The organism is Rhodococcus sp. ZPP (genome assembly GCF_017656075.1).
Taxonomy (GTDB): Bacteria; Actinomycetota; Actinomycetes; order Mycobacteriales; family Mycobacteriaceae; genus Rhodococcus_F; species Rhodococcus_F oxybenzonivorans.
Window position 1 is genome coordinate 2,469,610 of the sequence record NZ_CP058638.1, and the last position, 24,374, is coordinate 2,493,983.

General features: G+C 65.8%; 28 protein-coding genes. 10 read left to right on the top strand and 18 right to left on the bottom strand.

Annotated features, from left to right (window positions below; genetic code table 11):
- Positions 1-6 precede the first annotated feature (6 nt).
- Genes thpD through HYG77_RS11755 form a run of 4 tightly spaced genes read right to left on the bottom strand, consistent with a single transcriptional unit; the run spans position 7 to position 3,133 of the window.
- The gene (gene thpD, locus HYG77_RS11740; protein WP_109326679.1) at positions 7-921 is read right to left on the bottom strand and encodes an ectoine hydroxylase; all 915 of its coding nucleotides are present in this window, start codon (positions 919-921) and stop codon (positions 7-9) included.
- A 35-nt stretch (positions 922-956) separates the two neighbouring features.
- Positions 957-1,634 carry a GntR family transcriptional regulator gene (locus tag HYG77_RS11745; RefSeq protein ID WP_208962743.1) on the bottom strand — a complete coding sequence of 226 codons (678 nt, stop codon included), beginning with the start codon at positions 1,632-1,634 and terminating at the stop codon, positions 957-959.
- Positions 1,621-2,361 carry a maleate cis-trans isomerase gene (locus HYG77_RS11750; protein WP_109326678.1) on the bottom strand — a complete coding sequence of 247 codons (741 nt, stop codon included), beginning with the start codon at positions 2,359-2,361 and terminating at the stop codon, positions 1,621-1,623. Before HYG77_RS11750 ends, HYG77_RS11745 begins: the two co-directional genes overlap by 14 nt.
- Positions 2,362-2,392: 31 nt before the next feature.
- A complete protein-coding gene (locus HYG77_RS11755; RefSeq protein ID WP_159919109.1) occupies positions 2,393-3,133 on the bottom strand; it encodes an Asp/Glu/hydantoin racemase in 741 nt (246 codons plus the stop codon).
- Positions 3,134-3,216: 83 nt separating this feature from the next.
- Here HYG77_RS11755 and HYG77_RS11760 point away from each other — a divergent pair, with 83 nt between their 5' ends.
- On the top strand, positions 3,217-4,191 hold the full coding sequence (locus tag HYG77_RS11760; RefSeq protein WP_109326676.1) for a D-2-hydroxyacid dehydrogenase: 975 nt from the start codon (positions 3,217-3,219) through the stop codon (positions 4,189-4,191).
- A gap of 35 nt (positions 4,192-4,226) precedes the next feature.
- Positions 4,227-5,597, top strand: a complete 1,371-nt coding sequence (locus HYG77_RS11765) for an amidase (RefSeq protein ID WP_208962744.1) — start codon at positions 4,227-4,229, stop codon at positions 5,595-5,597.
- Between the two features lie 88 nt (positions 5,598-5,685).
- On the opposite strand, the gene HYG77_RS11770 is transcribed toward HYG77_RS11765, so the two are convergent.
- Both HYG77_RS11770 and HYG77_RS11775 read right to left on the bottom strand, forming a co-directional pair.
- A complete protein-coding gene (locus HYG77_RS11770; RefSeq protein ID WP_109326674.1) occupies positions 5,686-6,180 on the bottom strand; it encodes a DUF3830 family protein in 495 nt (164 codons plus the stop codon).
- Positions 6,181-6,247: 67 nt separating this feature from the next.
- On the bottom strand, positions 6,248-7,489 hold the full coding sequence (locus HYG77_RS11775; protein WP_208962745.1) for an aminotransferase class III-fold pyridoxal phosphate-dependent enzyme: 1,242 nt from the start codon (positions 7,487-7,489) through the stop codon (positions 6,248-6,250).
- 119 nt (positions 7,490-7,608) lie between these two features.
- On the opposite strand from HYG77_RS11775, the gene HYG77_RS11780 reads away from it, so the two are divergent.
- Positions 7,609-9,057: an NAD-dependent succinate-semialdehyde dehydrogenase gene (locus HYG77_RS11780; protein ID WP_208962746.1), complete on the top strand. Its 1,449-nt coding sequence runs from the start codon at positions 7,609-7,611 to the stop codon at positions 9,055-9,057.
- A gap of 24 nt (positions 9,058-9,081) precedes the next feature.
- Here the strand turns inward: HYG77_RS11780 and hsaB are convergent, their stop codons facing one another.
- From hsaB to hsaA, 4 genes are read right to left on the bottom strand one after another with little or no spacing between them, the layout of a single operon-like run.
- Positions 9,082-9,669, bottom strand: a complete 588-nt coding sequence (gene hsaB / locus HYG77_RS11785; protein WP_109326665.1) for a 3-hydroxy-9,10-secoandrosta-1,3,5(10)-triene-9,17-dione monooxygenase reductase subunit — start codon at positions 9,667-9,669, stop codon at positions 9,082-9,084.
- On the bottom strand, positions 9,666-10,568 hold the full coding sequence (hsaC, locus tag HYG77_RS11790; protein WP_208962747.1) for an iron-dependent extradiol dioxygenase HsaC: 903 nt from the start codon (positions 10,566-10,568) through the stop codon (positions 9,666-9,668). Before hsaC ends, hsaB begins: the two co-directional genes overlap by 4 nt.
- On the bottom strand, positions 10,568-11,446 hold the full coding sequence (gene hsaD / locus HYG77_RS11795; protein WP_208962748.1) for a 4,5:9,10-diseco-3-hydroxy-5,9,17-trioxoandrosta-1(10),2-diene-4-oate hydrolase: 879 nt from the start codon (positions 11,444-11,446) through the stop codon (positions 10,568-10,570). Before hsaD ends, hsaC begins: the two co-directional genes overlap by 1 nt.
- 8 nt (positions 11,447-11,454) lie before the next feature.
- Positions 11,455-12,603 (bottom strand): 3-hydroxy-9,10-secoandrosta-1,3,5(10)-triene-9,17-dione monooxygenase oxygenase subunit, encoded by a 1,149-nt coding sequence (gene hsaA / locus HYG77_RS11800; protein WP_201453588.1) that lies wholly within the window; start codon positions 12,601-12,603, stop codon positions 11,455-11,457.
- 216 nt (positions 12,604-12,819) lie between these two features.
- On the opposite strand from hsaA, the gene HYG77_RS11805 reads away from it, so the two are divergent.
- The 3 genes from HYG77_RS11805 (at position 12,820) to HYG77_RS11815 (ending at position 14,892) form a co-directional block, all read left to right on the top strand.
- Positions 12,820-13,995 (top strand): Rieske 2Fe-2S domain-containing protein, encoded by a 1,176-nt coding sequence (locus HYG77_RS11805; protein ID WP_109334847.1) that lies wholly within the window; start codon positions 12,820-12,822, stop codon positions 13,993-13,995.
- 2 nt (positions 13,996-13,997) lie between these two features.
- A complete protein-coding gene (locus tag HYG77_RS11810; RefSeq protein ID WP_109326653.1) occupies positions 13,998-14,345 on the top strand; it encodes a hypothetical protein in 348 nt (115 codons plus the stop codon).
- A gap of 169 nt (positions 14,346-14,514) precedes the next feature.
- On the top strand, positions 14,515-14,892 hold the full coding sequence (locus HYG77_RS11815) for a VOC family protein (protein ID WP_109326652.1): 378 nt from the start codon (positions 14,515-14,517) through the stop codon (positions 14,890-14,892).
- A 60-nt stretch (positions 14,893-14,952) separates the two neighbouring features.
- Here HYG77_RS11815 and dmpG read toward each other — a convergent pair whose 3' ends face one another.
- The 3 genes from dmpG to HYG77_RS11830 are packed head-to-tail and all read right to left on the bottom strand — an operon-like array spanning position 14,953 to position 17,686.
- Positions 14,953-15,981, bottom strand: a complete 1,029-nt coding sequence (gene dmpG / locus HYG77_RS11820) for a 4-hydroxy-2-oxovalerate aldolase (RefSeq protein ID WP_159926855.1) — start codon at positions 15,979-15,981, stop codon at positions 14,953-14,955.
- Positions 15,982-15,986: 5 nt separating this feature from the next.
- Entirely contained in the window at positions 15,987-16,889 is a 903-nt protein-coding gene (locus HYG77_RS11825; protein WP_109326651.1) for an acetaldehyde dehydrogenase (acetylating), read from the bottom strand.
- An 11-nt stretch (positions 16,890-16,900) separates the two neighbouring features.
- On the bottom strand, positions 16,901-17,686 hold the full coding sequence (locus tag HYG77_RS11830) for a 2-keto-4-pentenoate hydratase (protein WP_208962749.1): 786 nt from the start codon (positions 17,684-17,686) through the stop codon (positions 16,901-16,903).
- Positions 17,687-17,901: 215 nt separating this feature from the next.
- Here HYG77_RS11830 and HYG77_RS11835 point away from each other — a divergent pair, with 215 nt between their 5' ends.
- Together HYG77_RS11835 and HYG77_RS11840 are read left to right on the top strand one after the other, a co-directional pair.
- On the top strand, positions 17,902-18,768 hold the full coding sequence (locus tag HYG77_RS11835) for a MaoC/PaaZ C-terminal domain-containing protein (RefSeq protein ID WP_208962750.1): 867 nt from the start codon (positions 17,902-17,904) through the stop codon (positions 18,766-18,768).
- 161 nt (positions 18,769-18,929) lie between these two features.
- Positions 18,930-19,454 (top strand): NlpC/P60 family protein, encoded by a 525-nt coding sequence (locus HYG77_RS11840; RefSeq protein WP_109326649.1) that lies wholly within the window; start codon positions 18,930-18,932, stop codon positions 19,452-19,454.
- Here the strand turns inward: HYG77_RS11840 and HYG77_RS11845 are convergent.
- Genes HYG77_RS11845 through HYG77_RS11865 form a run of 5 tightly spaced genes read right to left on the bottom strand, consistent with a single transcriptional unit; the run spans position 19,433 to position 23,397 of the window.
- On the bottom strand, positions 19,433-19,756 hold the full coding sequence (locus HYG77_RS11845) for a hypothetical protein (protein ID WP_109326648.1): 324 nt from the start codon (positions 19,754-19,756) through the stop codon (positions 19,433-19,435). The two genes, HYG77_RS11840 and HYG77_RS11845, sit on opposite strands and share 22 nt — an antisense overlap.
- Positions 19,753-20,985, bottom strand: coding sequence for a DUF58 domain-containing protein (locus HYG77_RS11850; protein ID WP_208962751.1), 1,233 nt, complete (start codon positions 20,983-20,985; stop codon positions 19,753-19,755). Before HYG77_RS11850 ends, HYG77_RS11845 begins: the two co-directional genes overlap by 4 nt.
- Positions 20,982-21,938 (bottom strand): MoxR family ATPase, encoded by a 957-nt coding sequence (locus HYG77_RS11855; RefSeq protein ID WP_208962752.1) that lies wholly within the window; start codon positions 21,936-21,938, stop codon positions 20,982-20,984. The genes HYG77_RS11850 and HYG77_RS11855 overlap by 4 nt, the downstream gene beginning before the upstream one ends.
- Complete coding sequence (locus tag HYG77_RS11860) at positions 21,935-22,417, bottom strand: hypothetical protein (RefSeq protein ID WP_109326645.1); 483 nt, start codon at positions 22,415-22,417, stop codon at positions 21,935-21,937. The genes HYG77_RS11855 and HYG77_RS11860 overlap by 4 nt, the downstream gene beginning before the upstream one ends.
- Positions 22,399-23,397 carry a DUF4129 domain-containing protein gene (locus HYG77_RS11865; protein ID WP_208962753.1) on the bottom strand — a complete coding sequence of 333 codons (999 nt, stop codon included), beginning with the start codon at positions 23,395-23,397 and terminating at the stop codon, positions 22,399-22,401. Before HYG77_RS11865 ends, HYG77_RS11860 begins: the two co-directional genes overlap by 19 nt.
- Positions 23,398-23,665: 268 nt before the next feature.
- Here HYG77_RS11865 and HYG77_RS11870 point away from each other — a divergent pair, with 268 nt between their 5' ends.
- Together HYG77_RS11870 and HYG77_RS11875 are read left to right on the top strand one after the other, a co-directional pair.
- Positions 23,666-24,049, top strand: coding sequence for a hypothetical protein (locus HYG77_RS11870; protein WP_208962754.1), 384 nt, complete (start codon positions 23,666-23,668; stop codon positions 24,047-24,049).
- A 39-nt stretch (positions 24,050-24,088) separates the two neighbouring features.
- Entirely contained in the window at positions 24,089-24,373 is a 285-nt protein-coding gene (locus HYG77_RS11875) for a DUF1490 family protein (RefSeq protein ID WP_159919087.1), read from the top strand.
- The last annotated feature ends 1 nt before the right edge of the window (position 24,374 follow it).

Sequence of the window (24,374 nt, forward strand, 5' to 3'; positions counted from 1 at the left end):
CCGACGTCAGCCGAGCGGCGTGAAGTCGCGCGACGCGATGTAGTCGGGCCGGGGACGCGCAGCGGCGAACGGCTCGACGAGAGTGTTCTCGACGCTGTTGAACACGAGGAAGATGTTCGACCGCGGGAACGGCGTGATGTTGTTGCCCGACCCGTGCATCACGTTCGAGTCGAACCACAGCGCGGTGCCCGCAGCGCCGGTGAACTGCTCGATCCCGTACTCCGCGGCCATGTCGGTCACATCCTCCCGCCGAGGAACCCCGACTTCCTGCGAGACCAGCGAGGACGCGTAGTTGTTCTCAGGTGTGGCGCCTACACACTGGACGAAACTCTTGTGCGATCCGGGCATCACCATCAGCGAGCCGTTGAACGGGAAGTTTTCGGTGAGCGTGATCGAACAGCTGACCGTCCGGGGAATCGGGAGGCCGTCCTCGGCGTGCCAGGTCTCGAAGTCGGAATGCCAGTAGAAACCCGTGCCCTTGAAACCGGGCATCGAGTTGATCCGGCTTTGGTGGATGTAGACGTCGGAGCCGAGGAGTTGCCGCGCGCGATCGAGGATTCTGCCGTCGCGAACGAGTTCGGCGACCATCGCACTGCACCGGTGGACGTCGAAAACGGAACGGACCTCGTCCGTGCCGCGTTCGGTGATGACCCGCCCGCTCTCGCGCATCTGCGCGTCGTGGGACAGCCGGACGAGCTCCTCACGGTAGACGGCGACCTCGTCCGCACCCAGCAGGTTCTCGACGATGGTGAAGCCTCGGGCCTCGTGACGCTCGAGCGCGGCGGCGTCGAAGGGGCCGTCGGAGGGCGTTCCCCATACAGCAGGTTCACTGCGCGCGATCATGGACGGCTCGGTGCTGATCCGGGTCGGGTAATGGTCGCGGCTGTTCGTCTGTTCCTGGATCTCAGCTACCTGAGTCATATGCCCTCCTCGGCGCGTTCCTCTACTTCGGTGTTCTACGAGGACAAAGTCCTCTGATCGGCGCGCAGGCGCTGAACGGCATCGTCGAGATGCTCGGCCAGTAATTCCTGCACCTCTTCACGTGTACCCGTTCTGATCGCTTCTCGCAGCTCGTCGTGTTCTTGGGCCTGCTCCCGAATGTCCTCATAGGTGGTCTGCAGGGCGCCCAGACACATCCGCGTCTCGATCAGCAAGGTCCGGGCCGCACGAACCAACCGGGGACTCGATGCGCTTTCCACCAGAACCTGATGAAACAGCTGGTCGGCGTCCGATACGGCGGCCGCGTCACCCCGCTCGGCGGCGGCCTTCATCGCGATGACAGGCGCTTCGAGAGCGCGATAGACGTCCTCCCTCAGCCCGTCGTCGAAAATCATCTCGAGCGCACCCCGCTCGATCACCGATCGGCTCCGATAGACGTCGACGACGTCGTCGAGGGTCAGCTCCGTCACGAAGATGCCCCGGTGACGGATGCTGTGAAGGATTCCCTCGGACACCAGCCTCTGCATGGCCTCGCGTAGCGGCCCGCGCGACACCTGGAAGTGCGCGGCCAGATCCGCCTCCCCCAGCTGCGTGCCGGGCTCGAGTGCGCCCTTCATGATGGCGTCACGCAGTCGATCCGCGATGAACTCGGCAGTCGATTGACGACTGACGGGTTCCAAGTCAGTCAGAGCCATGACTGTGGCCTTTCTCGAACAAGGTTCCTAACGACGGATGCACCGCCGTGTGGCCCGCGAGGCGCAGGCCTTCCCAGATGGTCACCTGGTTTGCCGTGAGGACCGGCTTGCCGAGGCGCTGCTCGAGAGTACTCAGCGCGCCCAGCGTCCTCATCGCCGTATCGGGGATGAGGAGTGCTTCCGAATCCGGGTGATCGTTTCCGACCGCCAACTCGACCACTTCCTCCGGGCTCAACAATCCGACTTCGGCGGCGGTATCGATGCCGGCGCTCGACATGGACAGCACCTCGACGCCGGCAGCGGCGAGGAAGTCGACGAACAACTTCGCAACGTCCTCCGGGTAGCTCGCGGCCACCGCGACGCGGGTGATCCCGAGGGCAGCCAGCGCGTGGACGAACGCGAAACTGGTGCTGGACGTGGGCACACCGGTGGCCGCGGCGAGGGCATCGGCCTGCTGCTTCGCGCCGTCGGGTCCGTAGACGAAGCTGCCCGAGGTGCAGGCCCACACGACGGCGTCCGGCTTCTGCTCAGCAAGGAGGGCGGCGCCGCCGGCGAGCTTCTCGGGACTGCCGAGGTCCAGCAGTTCGGGCACGGCGTGCAGGTCGGTGCCGTAGATGTGCACGACCGGCAGGTCCACCCCGAGCATGTCCGCGGCAAACGGGTAGTCGTCCTCGGCCGCGTGGTCGGGGTAGATGAATCCCACGGTGGGGGCCTGGGAGCGGGTCATGCTTTCTCCTCTGTGGGGGTCGGGGGTCGGATCAGAAGACGTTGCGGAGCCACTTGCCGGGTCCGGACATCGGGAGCTTCATCCGGCCGAGGCATGCCCAGATCGTGAGCTGATTGGCGGTGAGGACGGGTTTACCGAGCTCCGCCTCGAGCGGGGCGATCACGTCGTAGGTGGGAAGATTGGTGCAGCTGACGAAGATGGCTTCCGATTTCGGGTCGTCGGCGGCGATGATGCGTTCGGCGATCGTCCGGTAGTTGACCTTCCAGATTCCGCCGCCGAGTCCGAGGTGATCGGACCGCACCACGTCGGTTCCCGCCTCGTGCAGAAAACTGTGCAGCCGCTCGGTCAGCGCCGCGTCGTAGGGGGTGATCACCGAGACCTTGCTCAGCTCGAGGTGTTCGATCGCCTCGAGGAGGGCGCCCGACGTCGTGATCGCGTGCTGGGCGCCTGCCTCACAGATTGCGTCGCACAGCTTCCGTTCGTGTGCAATGCCCTTGATGAAACTCCCGGACGTGCAGAGGTAGGCGACGACTTCGGGTTCCACGTGCATCACGTCACGGGTTGCCGTCATGAGATGCCGGCGCTCGGACACCAGTTCTGCCATCTCCAGGCTCACCGGAACCGGTTCGTAAGGGGTGCGCGCGAGGTGCAGGCTCACCTCGAGCGGCGCCCATCGCCACAGCTCGCGTTCGAGCGCCAGGTCGAACGGGGCGATGATGCCGATTCCTCGCTGCGCAATTGGCCCTTCGAATTCGGGAATGTTCAGTTCCAATACCGGGCCTCACCTTCGCTTCGGCAACGCCTGAGCCTTTTCGGATTGTTGACAATCATACGAGCTACTCTTACGGTGTCAACGTGAGTCGAAAACCGATCGTCGCGGTGCTCCATGCGCAGGTCCTGCCGCGGAACGACCTTATGGCGCCGGTCGACTCGCGTGCCGAGGTTCGCTACACGGACGAGGCTGGGTTGGCTCGCGCGCTCGACGGTGCCGACGTCTTGTTCCTCTACGACTTCCTGAGCGGCGCCGTCCCGGCAGCCTGGCACGCGGCCGACTCGCTGCAGTGGCTCCACATCGCCGCCGCCGGGGTAGACCCGGTGATGTTTCCCGAGGCCCGCGACAGCGACGTCACCATCACCAATTCACGGGGCGTGTTCGACGGCGCCATCGCCGAGTACGTACTGGCGCAGATTCTTTCGTTCGCCAAGGACCTTCCGGGATCGTTACGGTTGCAGCAGTCCCACACCTGGAAACACCGGGAGTCCGAACGGATCGCGGGGCGCACCGCGTTGATCGTCGGCACCGGTCCCATCGGACGTGCCGTGGCCCGGCTGCTCCGCGCTGCCGGAATGACAGTCCGCGGATCGGGGCGCCGGGGGCGCGAATCCGATCCCGACTTCGGCGTCGTTCTGCCGGCGGACGACCTGCCCGCACAGCTCGCCGACGCAGACTACGTCGTCGCAGTGGCGCCGCTCACCGAACAGACACGGCACATGTTCTGCGCCGAGACTTTCGCGGCGATGAAGCCGGGGGCACGGTTCGTCAACGTCGGCCGCGGCGAGCTCGTCCGCACCGACGACCTGGTCGAGGCGCTGCGGTCGGGGACGATTGCCGGCGCCGCACTCGACGTGTTCGACTCCGAACCGTTGCCGGCGGACCACCCTTTGTGGGACATGCCGAATGTCTCGATCACGCCACACAATTCGGGTGATTTCGCCGGGTGGCGCGATGCGCTGGTTACCGTGTTCACCGACAACTTCGAACGATGGGTCGCGGGGCACCCCCTCGAGAACGTCGTAGACAAGCAACTCGGGTACGTCCCGAGCCGCTGAAGCAGGGGCCGACCGTCCAGGATGAAGGAGTCTCCATGAATCCCACCGACATGACCGCCGTCGAACTGGTCACGGCCTACTCGTCCGGAGAGTTGTCGCCCGTAGAGGCAACGCAGGCGATTCTCGACGCCATCACCGAGCGTGACCGTGACATCAATTCGTACTGCCTCGTCGACGCGGAACGAGCTCTCGCCCAGGCGAAGCAGTCGGAGGAGCGCTGGACCACCGGCTACTCCAAGGGCCTGCTCGACGGCGTACCGATCTCGATCAAGGACATCTTCCTCACCGACGGATGGCCGACGCTCCGCGGTTCCCAGGCGATCGACGAGGATCAGCCGTGGAACGTGGACAGTCCTGTCGCCGCCCGGCTCCGCGAAGACGGGATGGTCTTTCTCGGCAAGACCACCACTCCCGAGATCGCGTGGAAAGCTGTCACCGACAGCGCCCTGTGCGGTATCACCCGCAACCCCGCCGATCCGACCAAGACGGCCGGTGGTTCCTCCGGCGGCAGCGCGGCAGCAGTGGCAGCCGGTCTCGGCCCCTGCTCGGTAGGCACCGACGGCGGCGGCAGCGTGCGCATTCCGGCGTCGTTCTGCGGGGTCGTCGGGTTCAAACCCACACACGGGCGGATTCCGCTGTTCCCGGCGAGCCCGTTCGGGCCGCTGGCACACGCCGGTCCCCTCACCCGCACCGTGGAGGACGCCGCCCTGCTGATGGACATCATGTCGCTGCCCGACCCCCGCGACCCCACGTCACTCGCCCCCTTCCCCACCACTTTTCGCGGTGAGATCGGCCGCGACGTCGTCGGACTCGGTGTCGCCTACTCGCCGACACTCGGCTACGTCACCGTCGATCCGGAAGTGCGGGCGATCGTCGATCGGGCGGTCCGCTATCTCGACTCGGCCGGCCTTCCGGTCACCGCAGCCGATCCGGGATTCACCGACCCCCTCGACGCTTTCGAGCTCCTTTGGGCGGCCGGTGCGGCCGCGATGTTGAAGAACTTCCCCGAAGGCGCGCGGGACAAGGTCGATCCCGGGCTGGCACGGGTGTGGGAGCGCGGCGAGACGTTCAGCGCCGTCGACTATCTCGACGCACGGGCGGTTGCCGCGGACGTCGGCATCACGATGGGCAAGTTCCACTTCACGCACAACGTGCTGCTCACGCCCACCGTCCCCATTCCCGCATTCGAGGCCGGACACGACGTTCCTCCGGGCAGCGACCTCACCAGCTGGCCCCAATGGACCCCGTTCTCCTACCCGTTCAACCTGACTCAGCAGCCGGCGATCAGCATCCCCGTGGGCAAGACCGCCGCGGGACTACCTGTCGGGCTGCAGATCGTCGGCCCGCGGCACTCGGACGACCTGGTACTCGCAGTCGCGCGGTTCGCCGAGCACGTGCTGGGCTGAATTCGATCCGCGGACCTTCACAGCGCGTCGCACCCTTCTGACCCGGCGCGATGCGTACGGAAGGTCCGCGGATCGGGTTCCCGCGACGTCAGGCCCGGGCAAAGCTCATCGTTTCGCCTTCGACTCCGCGCATCCACAGGTCGTTGCACGCCGCCGCCAATTCGGGGAGGCCGTCCTCGATGGCGGCGAACACATTGCCCGGCACCCATCCGACGTCACCGTTGAGCAATAGGTTGTTGCGGCCGTAGAAGATCGCCAGGTCGGTGGCACCCTGTTCGGCGTGTGCCTCGGAGCCGGGCTCGTACCCGTAGGCGGAGTTCCCGATCTCCCAGGGCTCGAAGTCGAAGAGGCACACGTCGCCGGGAATCGGTGTGACGGTGGGGTTCTCGCGGTGCGGCGCCGCGGTGATGCGCGGGATCAGGGTGTACACCTCGTTCCGCGCGTACTTGGCATGGTAGGCGTCCCCACTCTGCGGAAGCGCGTTCCACACCGCGTCGCAGGTGCGCGGGGCGTCGTCGTCGAGAAGTCGGGCGCGACACGTCACGCCGCGCTTGTCCAGAGTGATGGTGATGTAGCGAGCCACGTTTCCTCCTTCGTAGCCCCTGTGAGTACTTATTAACCGCGGGCGGTTAATAAGTACTCACGGGGGGTTACATCTCGTCGAGCACCTCGGACCAGATCGCGAGCGCGTCCTCGACCTGCTGCTCGGACACGATGAGCGGTGGGACCATGCGTACCACGTTCATGTGGGCGCCGCAGGTCAGCAGGAGCAGGCCCTTCCGAGCGGCCAATTGCTGGGCTGAGGTCGCCGTCGCACGGTCCGGTGTTCCGTCGGGCGCGGTGAATTCACTACCGACGAGCAGTCCCAGTCCCCGAACGTCCCCGACGCCCGCACCGGCGGTGCGGCGAGCACCCTCGAGGAGCTGCGCCCCGCGCTCCGCAGCGTTGGTGACAAGACCCTCCTTCTCGATCACCTCGAGCGTCGCGACCGCGGCAGCGCAGGACACGGCGTTGCCGCCGTACGTTCCGCCCTGCGAACCCGGCCATCCCTTGGCCATGAGTTCGGCCGACGCCGCGATCCCCGACAACGGGAACCCACTAGCGAGGCCCTTGGCGATGGTGATGATGTCAGGCTGGACGTCGAAATGCTGGTGCCCGAAGAACTTGCCGGTGCGGCCGAATCCGGTCTGAATTTCGTCGACGACGAGGAGGATTCCGTATCGGTCGGCGCGCTCGCGCAGTCCGTGGAAGAACGTCGTGTTGCCGGGCACGTATCCGCCCTCGCCGAGTACCGGCTCGACCACGAATGCCGCGGTCTCGTTCGGCGCGGTGAGCGTGGCGAAGATGTAGTCCAGTTCCTTCAGCGCGAAGGCCGTGGCTTCTTCCTCCGACCAGCCGTAGCGGTAGGCGTTGGGGAACGGGGCAACGTGCACACCGCCCATCAGCGGACTGAACCCGGCCGAGAACCGGGTACCCGAGGTGGTCATCGTCGCCGTCGCCACAGTGCGGCCGTGGAAGCCACCGTGAAAGACGATCACGTTCGGCCGGCCGGTCGACTGACGGGCGAGGCGCAGCGACGCTTCCACTGCCTCACTTCCCGAGTTCGCGAAGAACAGCGAGTCGAGGTTTTCGGGCAGCACCGCCCCGAGCCGCTCCGTGAGTTCGAGCAACGGCTGGTGCATGACCGTCGTGTACTGCCCGTGGATGAGCGAGCCGACCTGCCGGCGGGCAGCCTCGACCACGTGGGGGTGGCAGTGGCCGGTGCTGGTTACCCCGATTCCCGCGGTGAAGTCGAGGTAGCGGCGGCCGTCCGTGCCGTAGAGGTAGCACCCCTCACCGTGGTCGACCGTCACGGGTGTGGCTTGTGCGAGCAGCGGAGATAACCGAGTCACGAGAACCCTCCCACGCGTAGATGCCGCCGATCGTGCCGCAGCAGTTTGCATTGTCAGATTGTTGACAATCTGTATATCATGGGCGGCATCACTTCGGCAACGGAGAATGGGGAAGAAACATGCTCGAGGAAGTAGCAATTCGTTCGGTGCAGACCGGTCTCTTCATCGGCGGGAAGTGGCGTGACAGCGCCCGCACCATGCCGGTCCACGACCCGTCGACCGGACAGATCCTGTGCACGGTCGCCGACGCCGACGCCGCGGAGGCCCGCGAGGCGCTCGACGCAGCGGTGGCGGCGCAACCGTCGTGGGCCGCCACCACTCCCCGCGAACGCAGCACCATCCTCATGAACGCGCACCGCCTGCTGCTCGACAACACCGATCGGCTCGCCCTCGTCATGACCCTCGAGATGGGTAAGCCGCTCACCGAGGCGCGCGGCGAAATCGCCTACGCCGCCGAGTTCTTCCGGTGGTTCGCCGAGGAAGCAGTCCGTATCGACGGCGGTTACATGACCGCACCAGGAGGTGGGTCGCGATTCGTGGTGACCAGGCAGCCCGTCGGACCGAGCCTGCTCATCACTCCGTGGAACTTCCCCATGGCGATGGGGACCCGCAAGATCGGGCCGGCCATTGCTGCCGGATGCACGTCGGTGATCAAGCCCGCCGCGCAGACTCCACTCTCCATCCTCGCCCTCGCCGACATCCTCACCGAAGCCGGACTGCCCGATGGTGTGGTCAACGTGGTGACCACCTCTCGACCGGACGAGGTGATCAGTCCGCTGATCCTCGACGGCCGCGCCCGCAAACTGTCGTTCACGGGATCGACCGCGGTGGGCAAGCACCTCCTCGAACTGTGCGCGCGCACGGTGATGCGCACTTCGATGGAACTCGGCGGGAACGCGCCGTTCCTCGTCTTCGACGACGCAAATCTCGACGACGCCGTCGACGGTGCCATGGCGGCGAAGATGCGCAACATCGGCCAAGCCTGCACGGCCGCGAACCGAATCCTCGTGCACAGTTCGGTAGCCGAGGAGTTCACGCGCAAGCTCACACAGCGGATGGAGGCACTGCCCGTCGGGCGCGGCACCGAGGACGGCGTCGTGGTCGGACCGCTCATCGACGAGGCGGCGGTCGCGAAGGTGAGCACTCTTGTCGCGGACGCGGTCGGGCGCGGCGCCTCCGTTCTGACCGGTGGCGAACCACTAGACCGCCCCGGCAACTTCTACCCGGCAACCGTCTTGACGGGCGTGCCGGACGACGCCGAGATGTGCCACAACGAAATCTTCGGACCCGTGGCCGCGATCAGCATGTTCGACACCGAGGCGGAGGCGATCGAGCGGGCCAACGACACCCCGTACGGGCTGGTGGCCTACGTCTACACCGAGAACCTGAAACGCGGTCTGCGAGTGAGCGAAGCCCTCGAAACGGGAATGGTGGGCCTCAACCAGGGAGTCGTGTCCAACCCGGCGGCACCGTTCGGCGGGGTGAAGGAATCCGGGCTGGGCCGCGAAGGTGGGCTCACCGGCATCGACGAGTTCCTCGAAACCAAATACATCGGAGTCGCGATGTGAATGTGACCCGGGAAGGCAAGTGCCCTACAGCCAGGTGTCTTCCGACGACGTGGTGAGAAAAGCCTCGAGGTCGTCACGCCACGGCGCGGGCACGGTCTTGTCGGGTTCGATGCCCGTGTACTGCCCGCGGTAGAACAGCAGGGGTCGCTCCTCCCTGATTTCGCTGAGCGACGCCACGCGGCCGAACACCACCCAGTGATCGCCACCGTCGTGCACGGTCTCGAGTGTGCAGTCGATGTGGGCGAGCGAACCGGTGAGAATGGGTGAGCCCAGCGGCGACTCCGTCCAGTCGATCCCGGCGAACTTGTCCGGGTCGCGGGACCCGAATCGCGCACACGTCGACTGCTGCTCCTCGGCGAGCACGTTCACGCAGAAGACACCACTGCGTTCGATGGCCGCCCACGACCTCGACGTCTTGGTGGGACAGAACAACACGAGCGGAGGCTCGAGGGACAGCGCGGCGAAGGACTGGCACGCGAACCCCACGGGCACGCCGTCGTCGATCGTCGTGATGATGGTGACGCCGGTGCAGAACTGGCCGAGCACCGTGCGGAACCGTCGCGGGTCGATCGCCTCGGCCGCGACGGCCCCGTCCCCGGTCACCTCGCTCACGACTGCATCCCGACACCGAAGTCGTGGCCCCACAGACTGACCGCCGTGCTCTCCCTCGCGACCCAGCTCTCGTCTTCGACCTGCCTTCCCTCGCAGCCGAATTCGATGTCGAAGCCGCCCGGGGTCTTCATGTAGAACGAGAGCATGAGGTCGTTGACGTGGCGGCCGAGGGTCGCCGACATCTTGATCTTCTTCCGCAGTGCTCGATCCAGGCACAGACCGACATCGTCGGAGTTCTCCACCTCGATCATGAGGTGCACGATCCCGCTGGGCGTGGGCATCGGTAGAAACGCGAGACTGTGATGCCGCGGATTGCAGCCGAAGAAACGCAGCCACGCGGGTTTCCCGTCGGCCGGCCGCCCGACCATCTGCGGCGGCAACCGCATGGAGTCGCGCAGACGGAACCCGAGAACGTCACGATAGAAGCGCAGCGAGGCGTCGTCGTCGGTGGTGGAAAGCACGACGTGGCCGAGTCCCTGTTCGCCGGTCACGAATTTGTGCCCGTAGGGGCTGACCACGCGGCGGTGCTCCAGCGCCGCACCGTGAAACGCCTCCAGTGTGTTGCCCGACGGGTCCTCGAAGGTGATCAGTTCGTCGACCCTGCGGTCCTGCAGCTGCTCGACGGTCCCCTCCTTGAACGCGACGCCGGTAACCGACAAGTTGTCGCGGACCTCTTGCAGCTCCGCGGCATTGGCCGTCTCCCAGCCCGACACCGACAGTCGGTCGTGGTCGCCGGGGAAGATGACGAGCCGAGCAGGAAAGTCGTCCATCCGTAGATACAGGGCATCAGGGTCGCTGCCCTTCCCCTCGACCATGCCCAGAACTTTGAGTCCGTACTCACGCCACGCGGCCATGTCGGTGGCTTCGATACGCATGTACGCCAGTGACCGAATACCCATCACTTGCCCCCGTCCAGGAGGAAATCGGCTGCCAATCGGTTGAATTCGTCGAACTTCTCGAGCTGCGCCCAGTGCCCGCACCCACCGAAGACGTGCAGTTGCGCACGCGGAATCAGCTTGAGTGCCACCAGCGCCCCGTCGAGCGGATTGACCCGGTCCTCTCGTCCCCAGATCAACAGGACCCGCTGACGGAGCTTGTACGCGTCCCGCCACAGCATGCCCTGTTCGAAGCCCGCGGAGGAGAACGACTTCCCCATCGCCTTCGCCGCCGCGAGCGACTCCGGGGTACTCGCTGCGGCGAAGCGTTCCTCGATCAATTCGGGGGTGATCAATTTCTGATCGAACACCATGATGCGCAGGAAGGCCTCGAGGTTTTCCCGGGTCGGCTCGTAGCTGAACTTACCGAGGTTTTTGACGCCCTCGGTCGGGTCGGGGGCGAACAGGTTGACACTCAACCCGCCCGGGCCCATCAGGACGAGACGTCCTGCGCGATCGGGATAGTCGAGAGCGAACCGCACGGCGGCACCGCCACCGAGGGAATTACCGAGCAGGTGGACCCGCCCGCTGATGTCGAGGGTGCCGAGCAGATCGTTCAGCGCCGAGGCGCTGTGAACGAAATACTGCGGGTGCTCGGTGGGCTTGTCAGACAACCCGTAACCCGGTTGATCGACCGCCAAGACGTGGAACTTCCCGGCAAGAACCGGAATGTTCCTCGCAAAGTTCGACCACGACGACGCTCCGGGTCCGCCGCCGTGCAGCAGCACGATCGTGGGGCCGTTCCCGACGCCGGCCTCGTGATAGTGCAGTCTCAGGTCGGGTCGCACCTGCGCGAACTTCGACGTGGACTCGAACGTGAGGGCTTCCTCGGTCGTCGTCACGTGTTCTCCTAAACCATCGTGTCTGTGATCGGCAAACCGAATTCACCGGTGCCGTACATGACGTAGGCCCGCTCGGGATCATTCGCCGCGTGCACGCGTCCGGCATGAGCGTCCCGCCAGAAACGTTGCAACGGTGTGCCGTTGGCCAGCGCCGTGGCACCGGAACTCTCGAACAGCTTGTCGATCGACGAAATGGCCCGGCCCGTGGCGCGTACCTGGTCACGTCGCGCGCGGAGACGGAGTTCGAAGGGCACGTCGCGCCCGGCGAGAAGACACGCGTACTCGTCGGCCACGTTGCCCGACAGCTGCCGCCAGGCGGCGTCGATGTCGCTGGACGCCTCGGCGATTCGGACCTTGGCGAACGGATCGTCCTTTGCCTTCTCACCGGCGAATGCTGCGCGGACACGCTTGCCCTGATGCTCGACGTGTGCGTCGTACGCGCCGTAGGCCATACCGACGATCGGAGCGGAGATCGTGGTCGGATGAATCGTCCCCCACGGCATTTTGTACACTGGGGCGGTGTTCTGCTCGAGCCCGGGGGCTGTCAGGTTGCTCATCGCCTTGAAACTCAGGAAGCGGTGGCGGGGAACGAACACGTCCTTCACCACCACCGTGTTGCTGCCGGTTCCCCTCAGTCCCACCACGTTCCACACGTCGTCGATGCGATAGTCCTCGCGGGGAATGAGGAAGCTGCCGAAGTCGACCGGCCGCCCGTCCTTGATAACGGGACCACCGAGCACTGCCCAGCTGGCGTGATCACACCCGGACGACCATGCCCAGGCACCGTTCACCGTGTAACCACCGTCGACCACCTGGCCGGCGCCCATCGGGGCGTAGGAGGACGAGATGCGCACATCGGTGTCCTTGCCCCACACATCTTCCTGCGCCTGCTGGGTGAAGAGGCCGAGATGCCAGTTGTGAACTCCGATGATCGACGAGACCCATCCGGTGGAGCCGCAGGCACTCGCGATCTTCCGCACCGCGGAGTAGAACAGCACCGGATCGGCCTGGAAGCCGCCCCACTGCTCCGGCTGAAGCAGTTTGAAGAAGCCGGACTCCTGGAGTGCCTTGATCGATTCGTCGGGGATGCGACGTAGATCCTCGGTTTCCTGCGCACGCTCGCGCAGTGTCGGCAGTAGCGCCTCGAGCCGCTGCATCACCTCGTGACTGTCATGGTCACCCACAGGACGCTCCTGTCTCGTCGATGGTTCACTCACTCTCTGAGACTAGAACACGTTCCCATTTCTGTCGAGACTCGGGCAAAGACGCAGTTCGACGCCTCAGCGCTCGAAGAAAGCCTCTCGAAATCTGGCGGATCGTGAGGAACTTCTATAACGTGTTCTACTGACAGCATGAAGGGATGTGAGGGCACAATGGCGCAGATTCGCGAGATCGATGTAGGCACTGTCCAGACCCGCTTCGCGCGTGGTTGGCACTGCCTCGGCTTGACCAAGACATTCAAGGACGGCAATCCGCATTCGGTCCTGGCTTTCGGCACCAAGCTCGTAGTCTTCGCCGACAGCAAAGGCGAACTGAAAGTTCTGGACGCCTACTGCCGCCACATGGGCGGTGACCTCTCCCAGGGTTCGGTCAAGGGCGATTCCGTGGCGTGCCCGTTCCACGACTGGCGCTGGGGCGGCAACGGCAAGTGCACGAGCATTCCCTACGCACGCCGGGTGCCGCCGATCGCGCGGACGCGGTCGTGGACCACGCTGGAGCGGAACGGGCAGCTCTTCGTCTGGAACGACCCCGAGGGCAATCCGCCGCCCGACGAGGTGACCATCCCCCGGATCGACGGCGCATACAGCGACGAATGGACCGACTGGACCTGGAACTCGATGCTGATCGAAGGCGCCAATTGCCGCGAAATCATCGACAACGTGGTCGACATGGCGCACTTCTTCTACATCCACTACGCATTTCCGACGTACTTCAAGAACGTCTTCGAAGGCCACATCGCGACCCAGTACCTCAACACGAAGGGTCGCCCCGACGTGGGGATGGCGACGCAGTACGGCATGGAGTCGCTGTTGCGCTCCGAGGCCGCGTACTACGGGCCGTCCTACATGATCAATCCGCTGTGGAACAGCTACGGCGGGTACGAGGTCGAGAGCGTCCTCATCAACTGCCACTATCCGGTGACGAACAATTCGTTCATGCTCCAGTACGGCGTCACCGTCAAGAAGCCGACCGGCATCGACGACGACACCGCCGACAAGCTGGCGGCCAAGTTCACCGAGGGCATCGCCGAGGGCTTCCTGCAGGACGTCGAAATCTGGAAGAACAAGACCAAGATCGACAATCCCCTGCTGTGCGAAGAGGACGGCCCGGTCTACCAGCTGCGACGGTGGTACGACCAGTTCTACGTCGATGTCGCCGATGTCACCGAGAAGATGACGCAGCGTTTCGAGTTCGAGGTCGACACCACCAAGGCCAACGAGGCCTGGCAGCACGAGGTGGAGGAGAACCTGGCCCGGCAGAAGGCCGAGCGAGAGGCCGCGGAACAGACGGTGACCGCCGGCTCCGAGAACAAGGAAGCGCAGGTCTGATCATGAGTGCCTCGACCGAATGGGCCAAAGCTCCCGACTACGCCGGGCAACCTGCTCGGCTCGAGGCCATTCATGCGCAGACGATGGCCGACAAGGCCAACTACCTCGACGACGGAATGAACGAGGTCGAGTGCCGCACCTGCGGCACCTGCGTCCTGGTGCGCAAGAACAGTCTCAAACACACCAGCGTCCAATGGACGAGCGACCCGGCGAAGACGTGTCCGACGTTTCGCGACCGGGCCGCGGAGGGGCAACCCACCGCCCTTCAGGACGGCTGCCCGCGGCTGTGGGACAGCATCAACCACGCGGTGATGGAGGGGTTCATCGACGTGCGCGATCACCGCGAGTAGCGGTCCGGTTCCCACCCTGCTCTCGCCCGATGTGACAGGGGTGCAGTTCGCCTGCGCCCGATGGCACATCGGGCGAAGCTATGTGGACCCCTTTCGCCTGCGAACCCGGCGACTTACGCTGAAAAGTGCCGTCGGACACGGCGGTTTTCCGCCGAGCCGGAGGCAACCCATGACAGGCAGAATCGTGCATTTCGAAATCCCCTTCGACGACGGCGAGCGCGCCCGCGCGTTCTACCGCGACGCGTTCGACTGGGCCATCGCCGAGATCCCGGAGATGGACTACAGCATGGTCACCACCGGACCGGTGGGCGAGAGCGGAATGCCCACCGAGCCCGGGTTCATCAACGGCGGCATGATGCAGCGCGACGAGGTGAAGTCCCCTGTCGTCGTCGTCGACGTCGAGAGCATCGACGCCGCACTGGAGAAGGTCGAATCGCTCGGCGGAAAGACGGTCACCGGCAAGACACCCGTCGGCACGATGGGGTTCGCCGCCTACTTCACCGATACCGAAGGCAACATGGTCGGGCTCTGGGAAACAGCCCGCTGACCTGTGAGTACTTATTAACCGCGGGAGGTTAGGAAGTACTCACAGGCGGCGTAGCCGCACTCACAGGCGCTCTTTTTGCAGCTCCAACGCGATGTCGATGAGCTGATCTTCCTGTCCACCGACGAGCTTGCGCTTGCCTGCGCGGACGAGGAGTTCGGCGGACGAGACGCCGTATCGCTCGGCTTGGCGTTCGGCGTGCTTGAGGAAGCTCGAGTACACGCCTGCGTACCCCATCATCAGAGCCTGGCGGTCGAGGAGACACTCGGCCGGCATCGCCGGCCGTACCACGTCCTCGGCGGCGTCGGCGATCGCGAAGAAGTCGATTCCGGTCTTGACACCGATCTTGTCGCATACTCCCACGAACGCCTCGACGGGGGCGTTGCCGGCACCGGCACCGAACCGTCTTGTGCTGCCGTCGATCTGCTTAGCTCCCGCGCGGACCGCGGCGATCGAGTTGGCCACTCCTAGACCGAGGTTCTCGTGGCCGTGGAACCCTACCTGCGCGTCCGACCCCAGTTCCTGCACCAGCGCTTCGACCCGGTCGGACACCTGCTCGAGGACGAGGGCACCGGCCGAGTCGACGACGTAGACGCACTGGCATCCGGCGTCCGCCATGATCCGGGCCTGCTTGGCGAGCTTCTCCGGCGCAATGGAGTGAGCCATCATGAGGAAGCCGACGGTTTCGAGGCCGCGCTCGCGGGCCAGTCCGAAGTGCTGGATCGAGACGTCCGCCTCGGTGCAATGGGTCGCGATCCGGCAGATCGACGCGCCGTTGTCCTGAGCGACGATGATGTCGTCCTTGATACCCAGGCCGGGCAGCATCAGGAAGGCGATTTTCGCGTTCTTCGCCGTGTCGACGGCGATGGAGATGAGTTCCTGCTCGGGCACCTTGGAGAAGCCGTAGTTGAACGACGAACCGCCCAATCCGTCACCGTGAGTGACCTCGATGACGGGGACTCCCGCATTGTCGAGGGCGCCGACGATCGCCCGCACCTCGTCACCGGTGAACTGATGGCGCTTGTGGTGGGAGCCGTCCCGCAACGACGTGTCGGTGACGCGAATGTCCCAGCTGGGGTCGAAATGAACCATCGTGCTCACGCCTCCACGCTCAGGAGCTTCTGGGCGATCTCTTCGCCCACCTTGGTTGCCGCTGCGGTCATGATGTCGAGGTTGCCCGCGTACGGGGGCAGGAAGTCGCCTGCCCCCTCGACCTCGACGAAGGTGGTGACCGTGGCCTGTCCGCCGGACACGACGCTGGGGTCGTCGAACTGCGGTTCGTTGAGCAGCCGGTAACCGGGGACGTACTGCTGGATGTCCGCCACCACCCGGTGGATGGAATCAGTGATGGCGGCACGGTCGGCATCCTCGGGGATCGCGCAGAAGATCGTGTCGCGCATGATCATCGGCGGGTCGGCCGGGTTGAGGATGATGATGGCCTTGCCGCGCTGCGCCCCGCCGATGGTCTCGATGCCACGGCTGGTGGTCTTGGTGAACTCGTCGATGTTGGCGCGGGTGCCGGGGCCGGCGGAGACCGATGCGACCGAGGCGACGATCTCGGCGTAGGGCACGGACACGACCCGGGACACCGCGTACACGATCGGGATGGTGGCCTGCCCCCCGCAGGTGATCATGTTGACGTTGGGGGCGCCGAGGTGTTCACGCAGGTTGGCCGGCGGGACGACGGCGGGCCCGACCGCGGCCGGTGTCAGGTCGACAGCCCGGATGCCTGCTGCCTCGTATCGGGGCGCCGCCTCGCGGTGCACGTAGGCGGAGGTCGCCTCGAACACCAGGTCGGGCTTCTCCGGCTGGTTCAGCAACCAGTCGACGCCCTCGGCGGACGTCTCCAGACCCAGCTTGCGCGCGCGGGCGAGGCCCTCGCTGTCGGGATCGATGCCGATCATCCACCGCGGCTCGAGCCATTCGGATCGCTGCAGTTTGTAGAGCAGGTCGGTGCTGATGTTGCCTGAACCGACGATCGCCACACTTGCCTTGGTCATGAATACAACTCCTACTTGAACTGCAGAGAGACGGTTCCGAGTCCACTGAACTCGGCTCGAAAGTGATCGCCGGGACGAGCGTCGATGGCGCGGGTGCACGAACCGGGAAGCACGATGTCGCCGGCTCTCAACCGGACGCCGAAACTGTCGACCTTCCGCGCCAGCCAGGCGACGGCCGTCACCGGGTTGCCGAGCACCGCGTCGCTGCGGCCCTCGGCGATGAGCTCACCGTTGCGGGTCAGGACGGCGTCGATGGCCTTGATGTCGATGTCGGACGGGCGCACCCGGTCGGTGCCGAGCACGAACCCTGCGGAAGACGCGTTGTCGGCGATAGTGTCGGCCAGGCCGATCTTCCAGTCCTTGATGCGGCTGTCGATCAACTCGATGGACGGCGCGTACGCCACTGTGGCATCGAGGACGTCCTGCTCGGTGCAGTCCGCTCCCGGAAGATCGGCGCCGAGGACGAAAGCCACCTCAACCTCGACTCTCGGGTAGCAGAACCGAGCCGTGTCGACGGGTTGGTCCTCGAATACCTCCATGTCGGCGAGCAGATGCCCGTAGTCGGGTTCGTCGACACCCATCATCTGCTGCATGGCGAGAGACGACAGACCTACCTTGTGCCCGACAACCTTCGCGCCGTGCTGCAGCCGGCGGCGGATGTTGATCAACGCGATCTCGTATGCGTCGACGACGTCGATGTCCGGATGGGCGGTGGTCAGGGGCCCGACGGGAATGCGACTGCGCTCTGCGGCGTCGAGCTGATCGGCCAGCTCGGTGCGTAGTTGGTTCGAGAGCATGTTCTGTGTGCCTTCCCTGAAAACTTGCGTGAGTGCGCACGCCCGGAACATTCGATGCCACGTGTTCTCGTCCGGTGCGCTGCCGTCCCCAACACTTCCTGGCAGTAAGAATGGACCGACAACCCCATCATTCTATAACGTGTTCTACATGAGCAAGCACGAATCCGACACGGTGGTCGCAGCCATCCCCCTCACACAGAAGAGGGACGCCTCGCATGCCCATTGACCCGAATATCGCCATCGGCGCCGAACTGCCCACGCTCGAGTTCGCCTGGACCGCGTCCGACGTGCAGCACTACCATCTCGCCCTCGGTGCGGGTTACCGTCCGCTGGATGAGAAGGAGTTGCGCTACCTCACGGACCGCACCCCTCAGGTGCTACCTACTTTCGCGACGGTCGCGGCCAATTTTCATGCCACCGACGCTCCGCAGGTGTCCTTCCCCGGTGTCGACATCGATCTCGCGAAAGTGGTCCACGGCAGCCAAGAGGTGACCGTGCACCGGCCGCTTCCGCCGGAGGGTAAGGCTCGCACGACAACCCGCATCGCGGAGGTGTGGGACAAGGGAAAGGCCGCGGTCATCGTCCAGGAGTCGGCCACCACCGATATCGACGGCGCGCCGCTCTGGACCAGCCGCTCGTCCATTTTCGCCCGAGGCGAGGGTGGATTCGGCGGCGAGCGCGGGCCGTCGCAGTCCGTCGAGTTGCCGGACCGCCCGTCCGACGCCGAGATCGACATTCCCGTGCTCCCGCAACAGGCGTTGATGTATCGAATGTGTGGTGACCGCAATCCTTTGCATTCCGATCCGCAGTTCGCGGCCGCCGCCGGTTTTCCGGCGCCGATTCTTCATGGGCTGTGCACCTACGGAATGGTGTGCAAGGCGGTGGTCGACACGATGCTGGACTCCGACGCGTCGCTGGTCGCGGGCTTCCGAGCGCGATTCGCAGGTGTGGTGTTTCCCGGCGAGACGTTGCACGCCCGCATCTGGAAAGAGGCCGGGCTCCTGCTGATCTCGGCCACCGTTCCCGAGCGTGATCACTCCCCTGCCCTGGCCGACGTGGTGCTGACCATCGCCGGGCGGTGACGGCCGGGACCGTACCGGCGCTTCGGCGCGGATATCAGCAAATGCCAAGCACACTCGCGCGACACTTTGTACGCTTCCCGTGACGCAACATGGGCGTGCACCGCCGGGGGAACAGGTGGTGCACGCCTTCCACGGAGCAGGAGCAAACGAAGGGGGACTCCGTGTCCCAGCGCAGGCATCTTCCCGTACGACGCGCAGTGGTAGCGGGAGCACTGACCTTCTGCGCGGCCGCCCTGACGGCGTTTCCCTCCCATGCGGCACCGGTCGCCGGCAGCGCCGACAGTGGAAGCACAGCGGGCAGTTCCAGCGGATCCGCAATTCTTCCCACACCGATCCCGACGCCCACCGGTCTCGCCGCGCTGGCGGCAGCGGTCACCCAGACCGGTAAGCCCTACCTGTGGGGCGGAACGGGCCCGGATGCCTGGGACTGTTCGGGACTCGTGCAGTGGGCATTCCGGCAAGCGGGGGTCAGGCTTCCGCGCACCACATGGGAGCAGGCCGAGGTGGGCGCCCGGATTCCGCTGTGGGCTCTGGCTCCCGGCGACATCGTGGTTCTCAATCCGGATGCGTCGCACATCGGTATCTATGCCGGCTTCGGCCAGGTCTTCAATGCCTACGGACGCGGAGTGCCTGTGGGCCTTGCCCCGCTGTCACAGTTCCACATCTACAGCATCCGCCGATTCTGAGCGGTGCTGCGTTTTCGAACGTAGGGAGCCGCGGCGATGCAGAACAACACCACGACGGCAACCGGTCCGAGTAACGACCACCATCGCGGACCCACCGGGACGGTGGTGACGAGGTAAGCAGTAGCACCCGCCACTGCCGCGCACACCATCAGCGTCCGGAATCCGGGTGCCGGTCCCGTAAATGCGACGAGAAGCAGCGCGGTTGCCGCGATACCCGCCGTCGCGGCTGCCAGAACGGATGCATCACCCAGGACGAGTGCGACCATCGCTCCCTGCACTGCCAGAACTGCGGCCCACTTCATCTGGCCACCCCCTGAGGGCGCTGGGCTCGATCCGCCAGAGTGAGGGCGAGATCTAATGCCGAGTCGTCTTCCCACGCGACCACGGGGACACCCAGAACGCTCATGTTCCGGTACATGTTCCGCCGTTCGAGCTTCCACATCCGGGCGGACATCTGATCGAGTTCGACCTCGAACGGCGGACCTCGCAGTACGTCGACGGCGACGACGACGTGGCCCCGGCGGCGCAGCTCGAGCAGCGACAGCGCGAAGTTGGTGTCGAGCATGGTGGAGAAGGCGATCACCACGGCAGTGGGTGGTAGCGCTGCCCGCGGAACAAGGGTGCCACCGGACGTGCCGCCGGCGTCCAGAACGGTGTCGAGGATGCGGTAGAACTGGCGACGCCCGATGTCGGCACCGAGCCATCGCAGGCGCGAGCCACTGACCACCACCCCGGCCCGATCTCCCCGTTGCAGTGCCGATTGCACCACCTGGGTGGCGCCACGGACGGTGCGCTGCAGGCTGTCCGCTGCGGGGCCGGGCGCCTGCGGCGTGGTGTCGAGCACTGCGACGACGTCGGCTGCGCGGTCCATGATGCGCTCCGTCACGTGCAGTCGCCCGCGTCGGGCACTGACCCGCCAATTGATGCTTCGCAGTGGATCTCCCGGTGCATGCGGCCGGATGTCACCGAATTCGACGCCGGACCCGTACCGGCGGGTGCGGTGCGCTCCGATTCGGTCGGGAAGCGCGCGATGGGGCAGCGGGGTCGGTAGCGGCGGCGCCAGCGGAAATACCCGGAGTTCGGTCACGGGTACCTCGACTGCTGCGCTGAGCAAACCTCCGCACGCCTGCGCCGTGATGTGCAGTGCGGGTTCGTAGCGACCCCACCGGTGGGCGGTGATCCGATACCCGTCGCCGACGTCGTCGACCGTGTAGCCGTCGGAGCGCGCAGGCGACACGTCGAGCCGCGCGCCGCCGCCGACCGTCGTCACCTCGGCTGCACACTGCACCGATTCCGATTCGAAGCACCGCAACGCGGGAGTGTTCGATCGGACGCGGATTCCAGTTGCCCGCGGCGGCAACCACACCACCGCGCCGAGAGCACCGAGCATCGGTGCCGCGAATGCGATCAACTCCCACCAGCGGCCCACCACGGCGACCGTGAGCGCGACGGCCGCACAGGTCGCGAGGATGCGGGCGGCGGGCGACGCCCGCCACGTCAGGTCGTGCCGGGTGAGAACGTGCTCGGTCATCGTGCCCTCGGCACGGGCAACCGTCGGAGCAATTCGGTCAGGACATCCTCGCTGCGGACACGCCGCACCCACATTTCCGGTCGCAGACTGATCCGATGGGCGACCGCGGGGACTGCCAGCGCCTTGATGTCCTCCGGAATCACGAAATCGCGCCCCGCGAGGAGCGCCCGGGCCCGGGCCAACTGCACCAGGTCCAATTCGGCACGTGGGCTGGCCCCCACTTCTACCTGCGGATGCTGACGGGTGGCGTTCGCGAGAGCGACCACGTAGCCGAGGACGTCACGATGGACGCTGACCTCCTCGAGCGATTCGCGCATCGCCTGCAGATCCGCGGCGTCGACCACCTGCTGGACCACCACCGGAGCCGATCCCCGGTCGAGACGGCGTTGCAGCATCTCCTGCTCGTCCTTCTCGGTCAGGTACCCGAGCCGCAACCGCAGGGCGAAGCGATCGAGCTGGGCCTCGGGCAACGGATACGTGCCCTCGTACTCGATGGGATTGTCGGTGGCCAGCACGATGAACGGTCGCGGCAGGATCCGCGTCGTGCCGTCGACACTCACCTGCCCCTCTGCCATCGCCTCGAGTAGAGCAGCCTGGGTTTTCGGCGGGGTGCGGTTGATCTCGTCGGCCAGGAGAAGGTTGGTGAAGATGGGACCGGGACGGAACTCGAACCGCCCTGACGGCATGTCGTAGATGGTGGCGCCGAGCAGGTCGGCAGGCAGCAGGTCCGGGGTGAACTGCACGCGGGTGAAGTCCAGCCCGAGTGCGGCCGCGAACGACCGGGCAACCAGAGTTTTTCCCAGCCCCGGCAGATCCTCGATCAGTACGTGGCCACCCGCGAGGACCGCGAGCAGGATCGACGTCAGTTCGTCGTGTTTCCCCACCACGGCACGTTCGACTTCCGCCAGAACGGCCTGAGCGCGGGCGGTGGTCATCTGGGCGGGGAGGGTCACAGCAACTCCAACCGTTGAAGTATCCGGTCGAGCACGTCGCGACCGGGGCCGGGTTCGGTCCGGTCGGAACGGCGGACGTCGTCGGGATCCACCCACTGCCACAGGTCACCGAAGAACACTCGCCCGGCGGCGGTAGTCGCGGCCGGGTCGACGCCCTTTCGCTGCCCGGTGGACTGTTGGAATTCGCGGGCAAGCAGTGGACGCAGATGGTGGTCCCAGTCTCCGCGGGTGCCGTCCGCCCAGCTGATCAGCGACTCCGTGCGCGTCAGCCAGCGGCTCATCGCCTCGGCCCGATCGGCTTCCGGACCCGCCACCACATCGTCGTCGTCCTCCTGCGACATCCGCCGCCGAACCTCGAAGAGCACGAGGGCGGTCACGGCCCCCGCCACCACGACCGCAACGTTGTCCCGACCGGATACGACGAGCGGAATCTCCACGGCCAGTACTGCCGCGATCCCGATCACGGCAATGGCGAGCACGTGTTGCTCCCGAGGTCATTCGCACGGCGCTGCGCCCCGACATCGTCCAGCACACGCCTGAGCAGGTCGACCGCCTCAGCGCGATGACGTTCGTCCATCGGATGCCGGCTGAACCGGGCCTCGGCGAACAGACGAACCAACGGCGCTGCAGCCTCCGAGCGCAGCACACCGAGTTGCACCGCCCGGGCAAGCACTTCCGACGGCGTATCCGAATCTCGGGGTTCGGCGCCCGGCGCCCGCCGAAGGGCGTCTTCCATGGCGGCGTAGCTGGCGATGATGGCCTCCCGCGGCGGCATCTCCGTCGTGACGACCGCCGCGAGACCCTCCTCCGCCGCACGCACCAGTGACTGCGCCGCGGCCGAGGCGGTGTCGATATCGACCGGAGTCGGTACCTCACGGCCCACGACCACAGGGCGTCGGGCCGCCGCACCGAGTATGAGCAAGGCGACCAGCACGGGTCCGACTATGGCTGCGGCAGTCCATAGTTCGGCTTGATCGCTGCGGGATTGCGCACTGTCGGACGTGGGACGCAACTCCTCGGGCGGGGTGGCTTCGGACGGTGATTCGGAGTTGCCCCCGGACTCGGTGGCGGCCGGAGCCTCCCGGGCCGGGGGCTCGTTGCCACCGGCGGAGCCGAGGAGATACGCGGCGATCACGAGGACACAGGCACCGGCCGTCCACGCGAGGATCTGTCTGCGCGACTTCGCAGAGAATGCCCGCTCGACCGCATCGGCCGGCGGCTCGACAGGGGCCACCCGGGGGCGCCCACCTTGCAGAGCAGCCGCGAGTGCGATCGCCGCGATCACGACTGCGAAAACAGCAATGACGATCAGTGCCCGAGTGGCACCCGTTCCCGGCTCGGGAGCGCTTCTCCCGGCATCCGAGGCGGGCACCACTCGTACGGCAAGCGTGACCGTCGCTACGGCCGCGAGCAGCGCGGCCGTGTAGATCGCTGCACCCGTCACACGGCGGTTCGACATACCCCATCACTCCCGAAGTACTTCCCATCGTCGCACGCAGGCGCCGGAACGTCAGGCATTCCTCCCGGATTCGGCGGGGGCCGCGCGGCCGCTGGTCGAGTCGCAGAGATCGTCAACTTGCCGCGAGACGCTCACGTGGGAGAGACAATGACGTATGTCAGAACCAGCGGCCCTCGGCCCTCGGCCCCCGGCCGAACCGCTGATCCTTCACCGCGAGGGCGTACTCCTGACCGTGATCTGTTGACCCTGCGACGCAAAGGATCGACTCATGATTCGATTTCTCCTCCGGGCCGTCATCTTCCTCGGCTCGGCAGCGATCGGCCTTCTCGCGGCGGTGTGGCTTCTGCCCGAGGTATCGATCACCGTCGCAGGATTCATCGGCACTGTGGTGCTCTTCGCGTTGGCGCAAAGCATCCTCGCGCCCTTCATCACCAAAGTGGCCGAACGAAACGCTCCTGCTTTCCTCGGGGGAATCGGTTTGGTATCCACCTTCGTCTCACTGGTGGTGGTCAACCTGTTCGGTGCCATGTCCATCTCCGGGTGGCAGTCGTGGGTTTTCGCCACACTGATCGTGTGGCTCGTCACCGCCGTCGCCACGCTCGTCCTCCCGCTCATCTTCTTGCGCAACAGAGCGAAAGAAGCGAAACACTAGTCTTCGTGCGATTTCGAGCTGTGGGTGCGACGATGGGTCATGGCCCTTCACATTCTGCTCGCCAAAGCTGCCTCCACCGTGGTCACCGGCGCTGTCGGTGTCGCCGCGTACAATGCGGCCCGCAAAGCGGTCGCGAAGGCGCCCTTCCACGAGACTGCGGTCACCGTGACCGCGTGGGGACTGCGCGGGACCCGGAAGGCGGAGGAGGGCGCGGAGTCGGCAAGGCTGAAGGTGGCCGACGTCATCGCCGAGGCCAAGGGCAGGATCGGCGAGGAAGTTCCCCCGCCGGCGGAGCCCGACACCGGTCACGGTCACACACACTGAC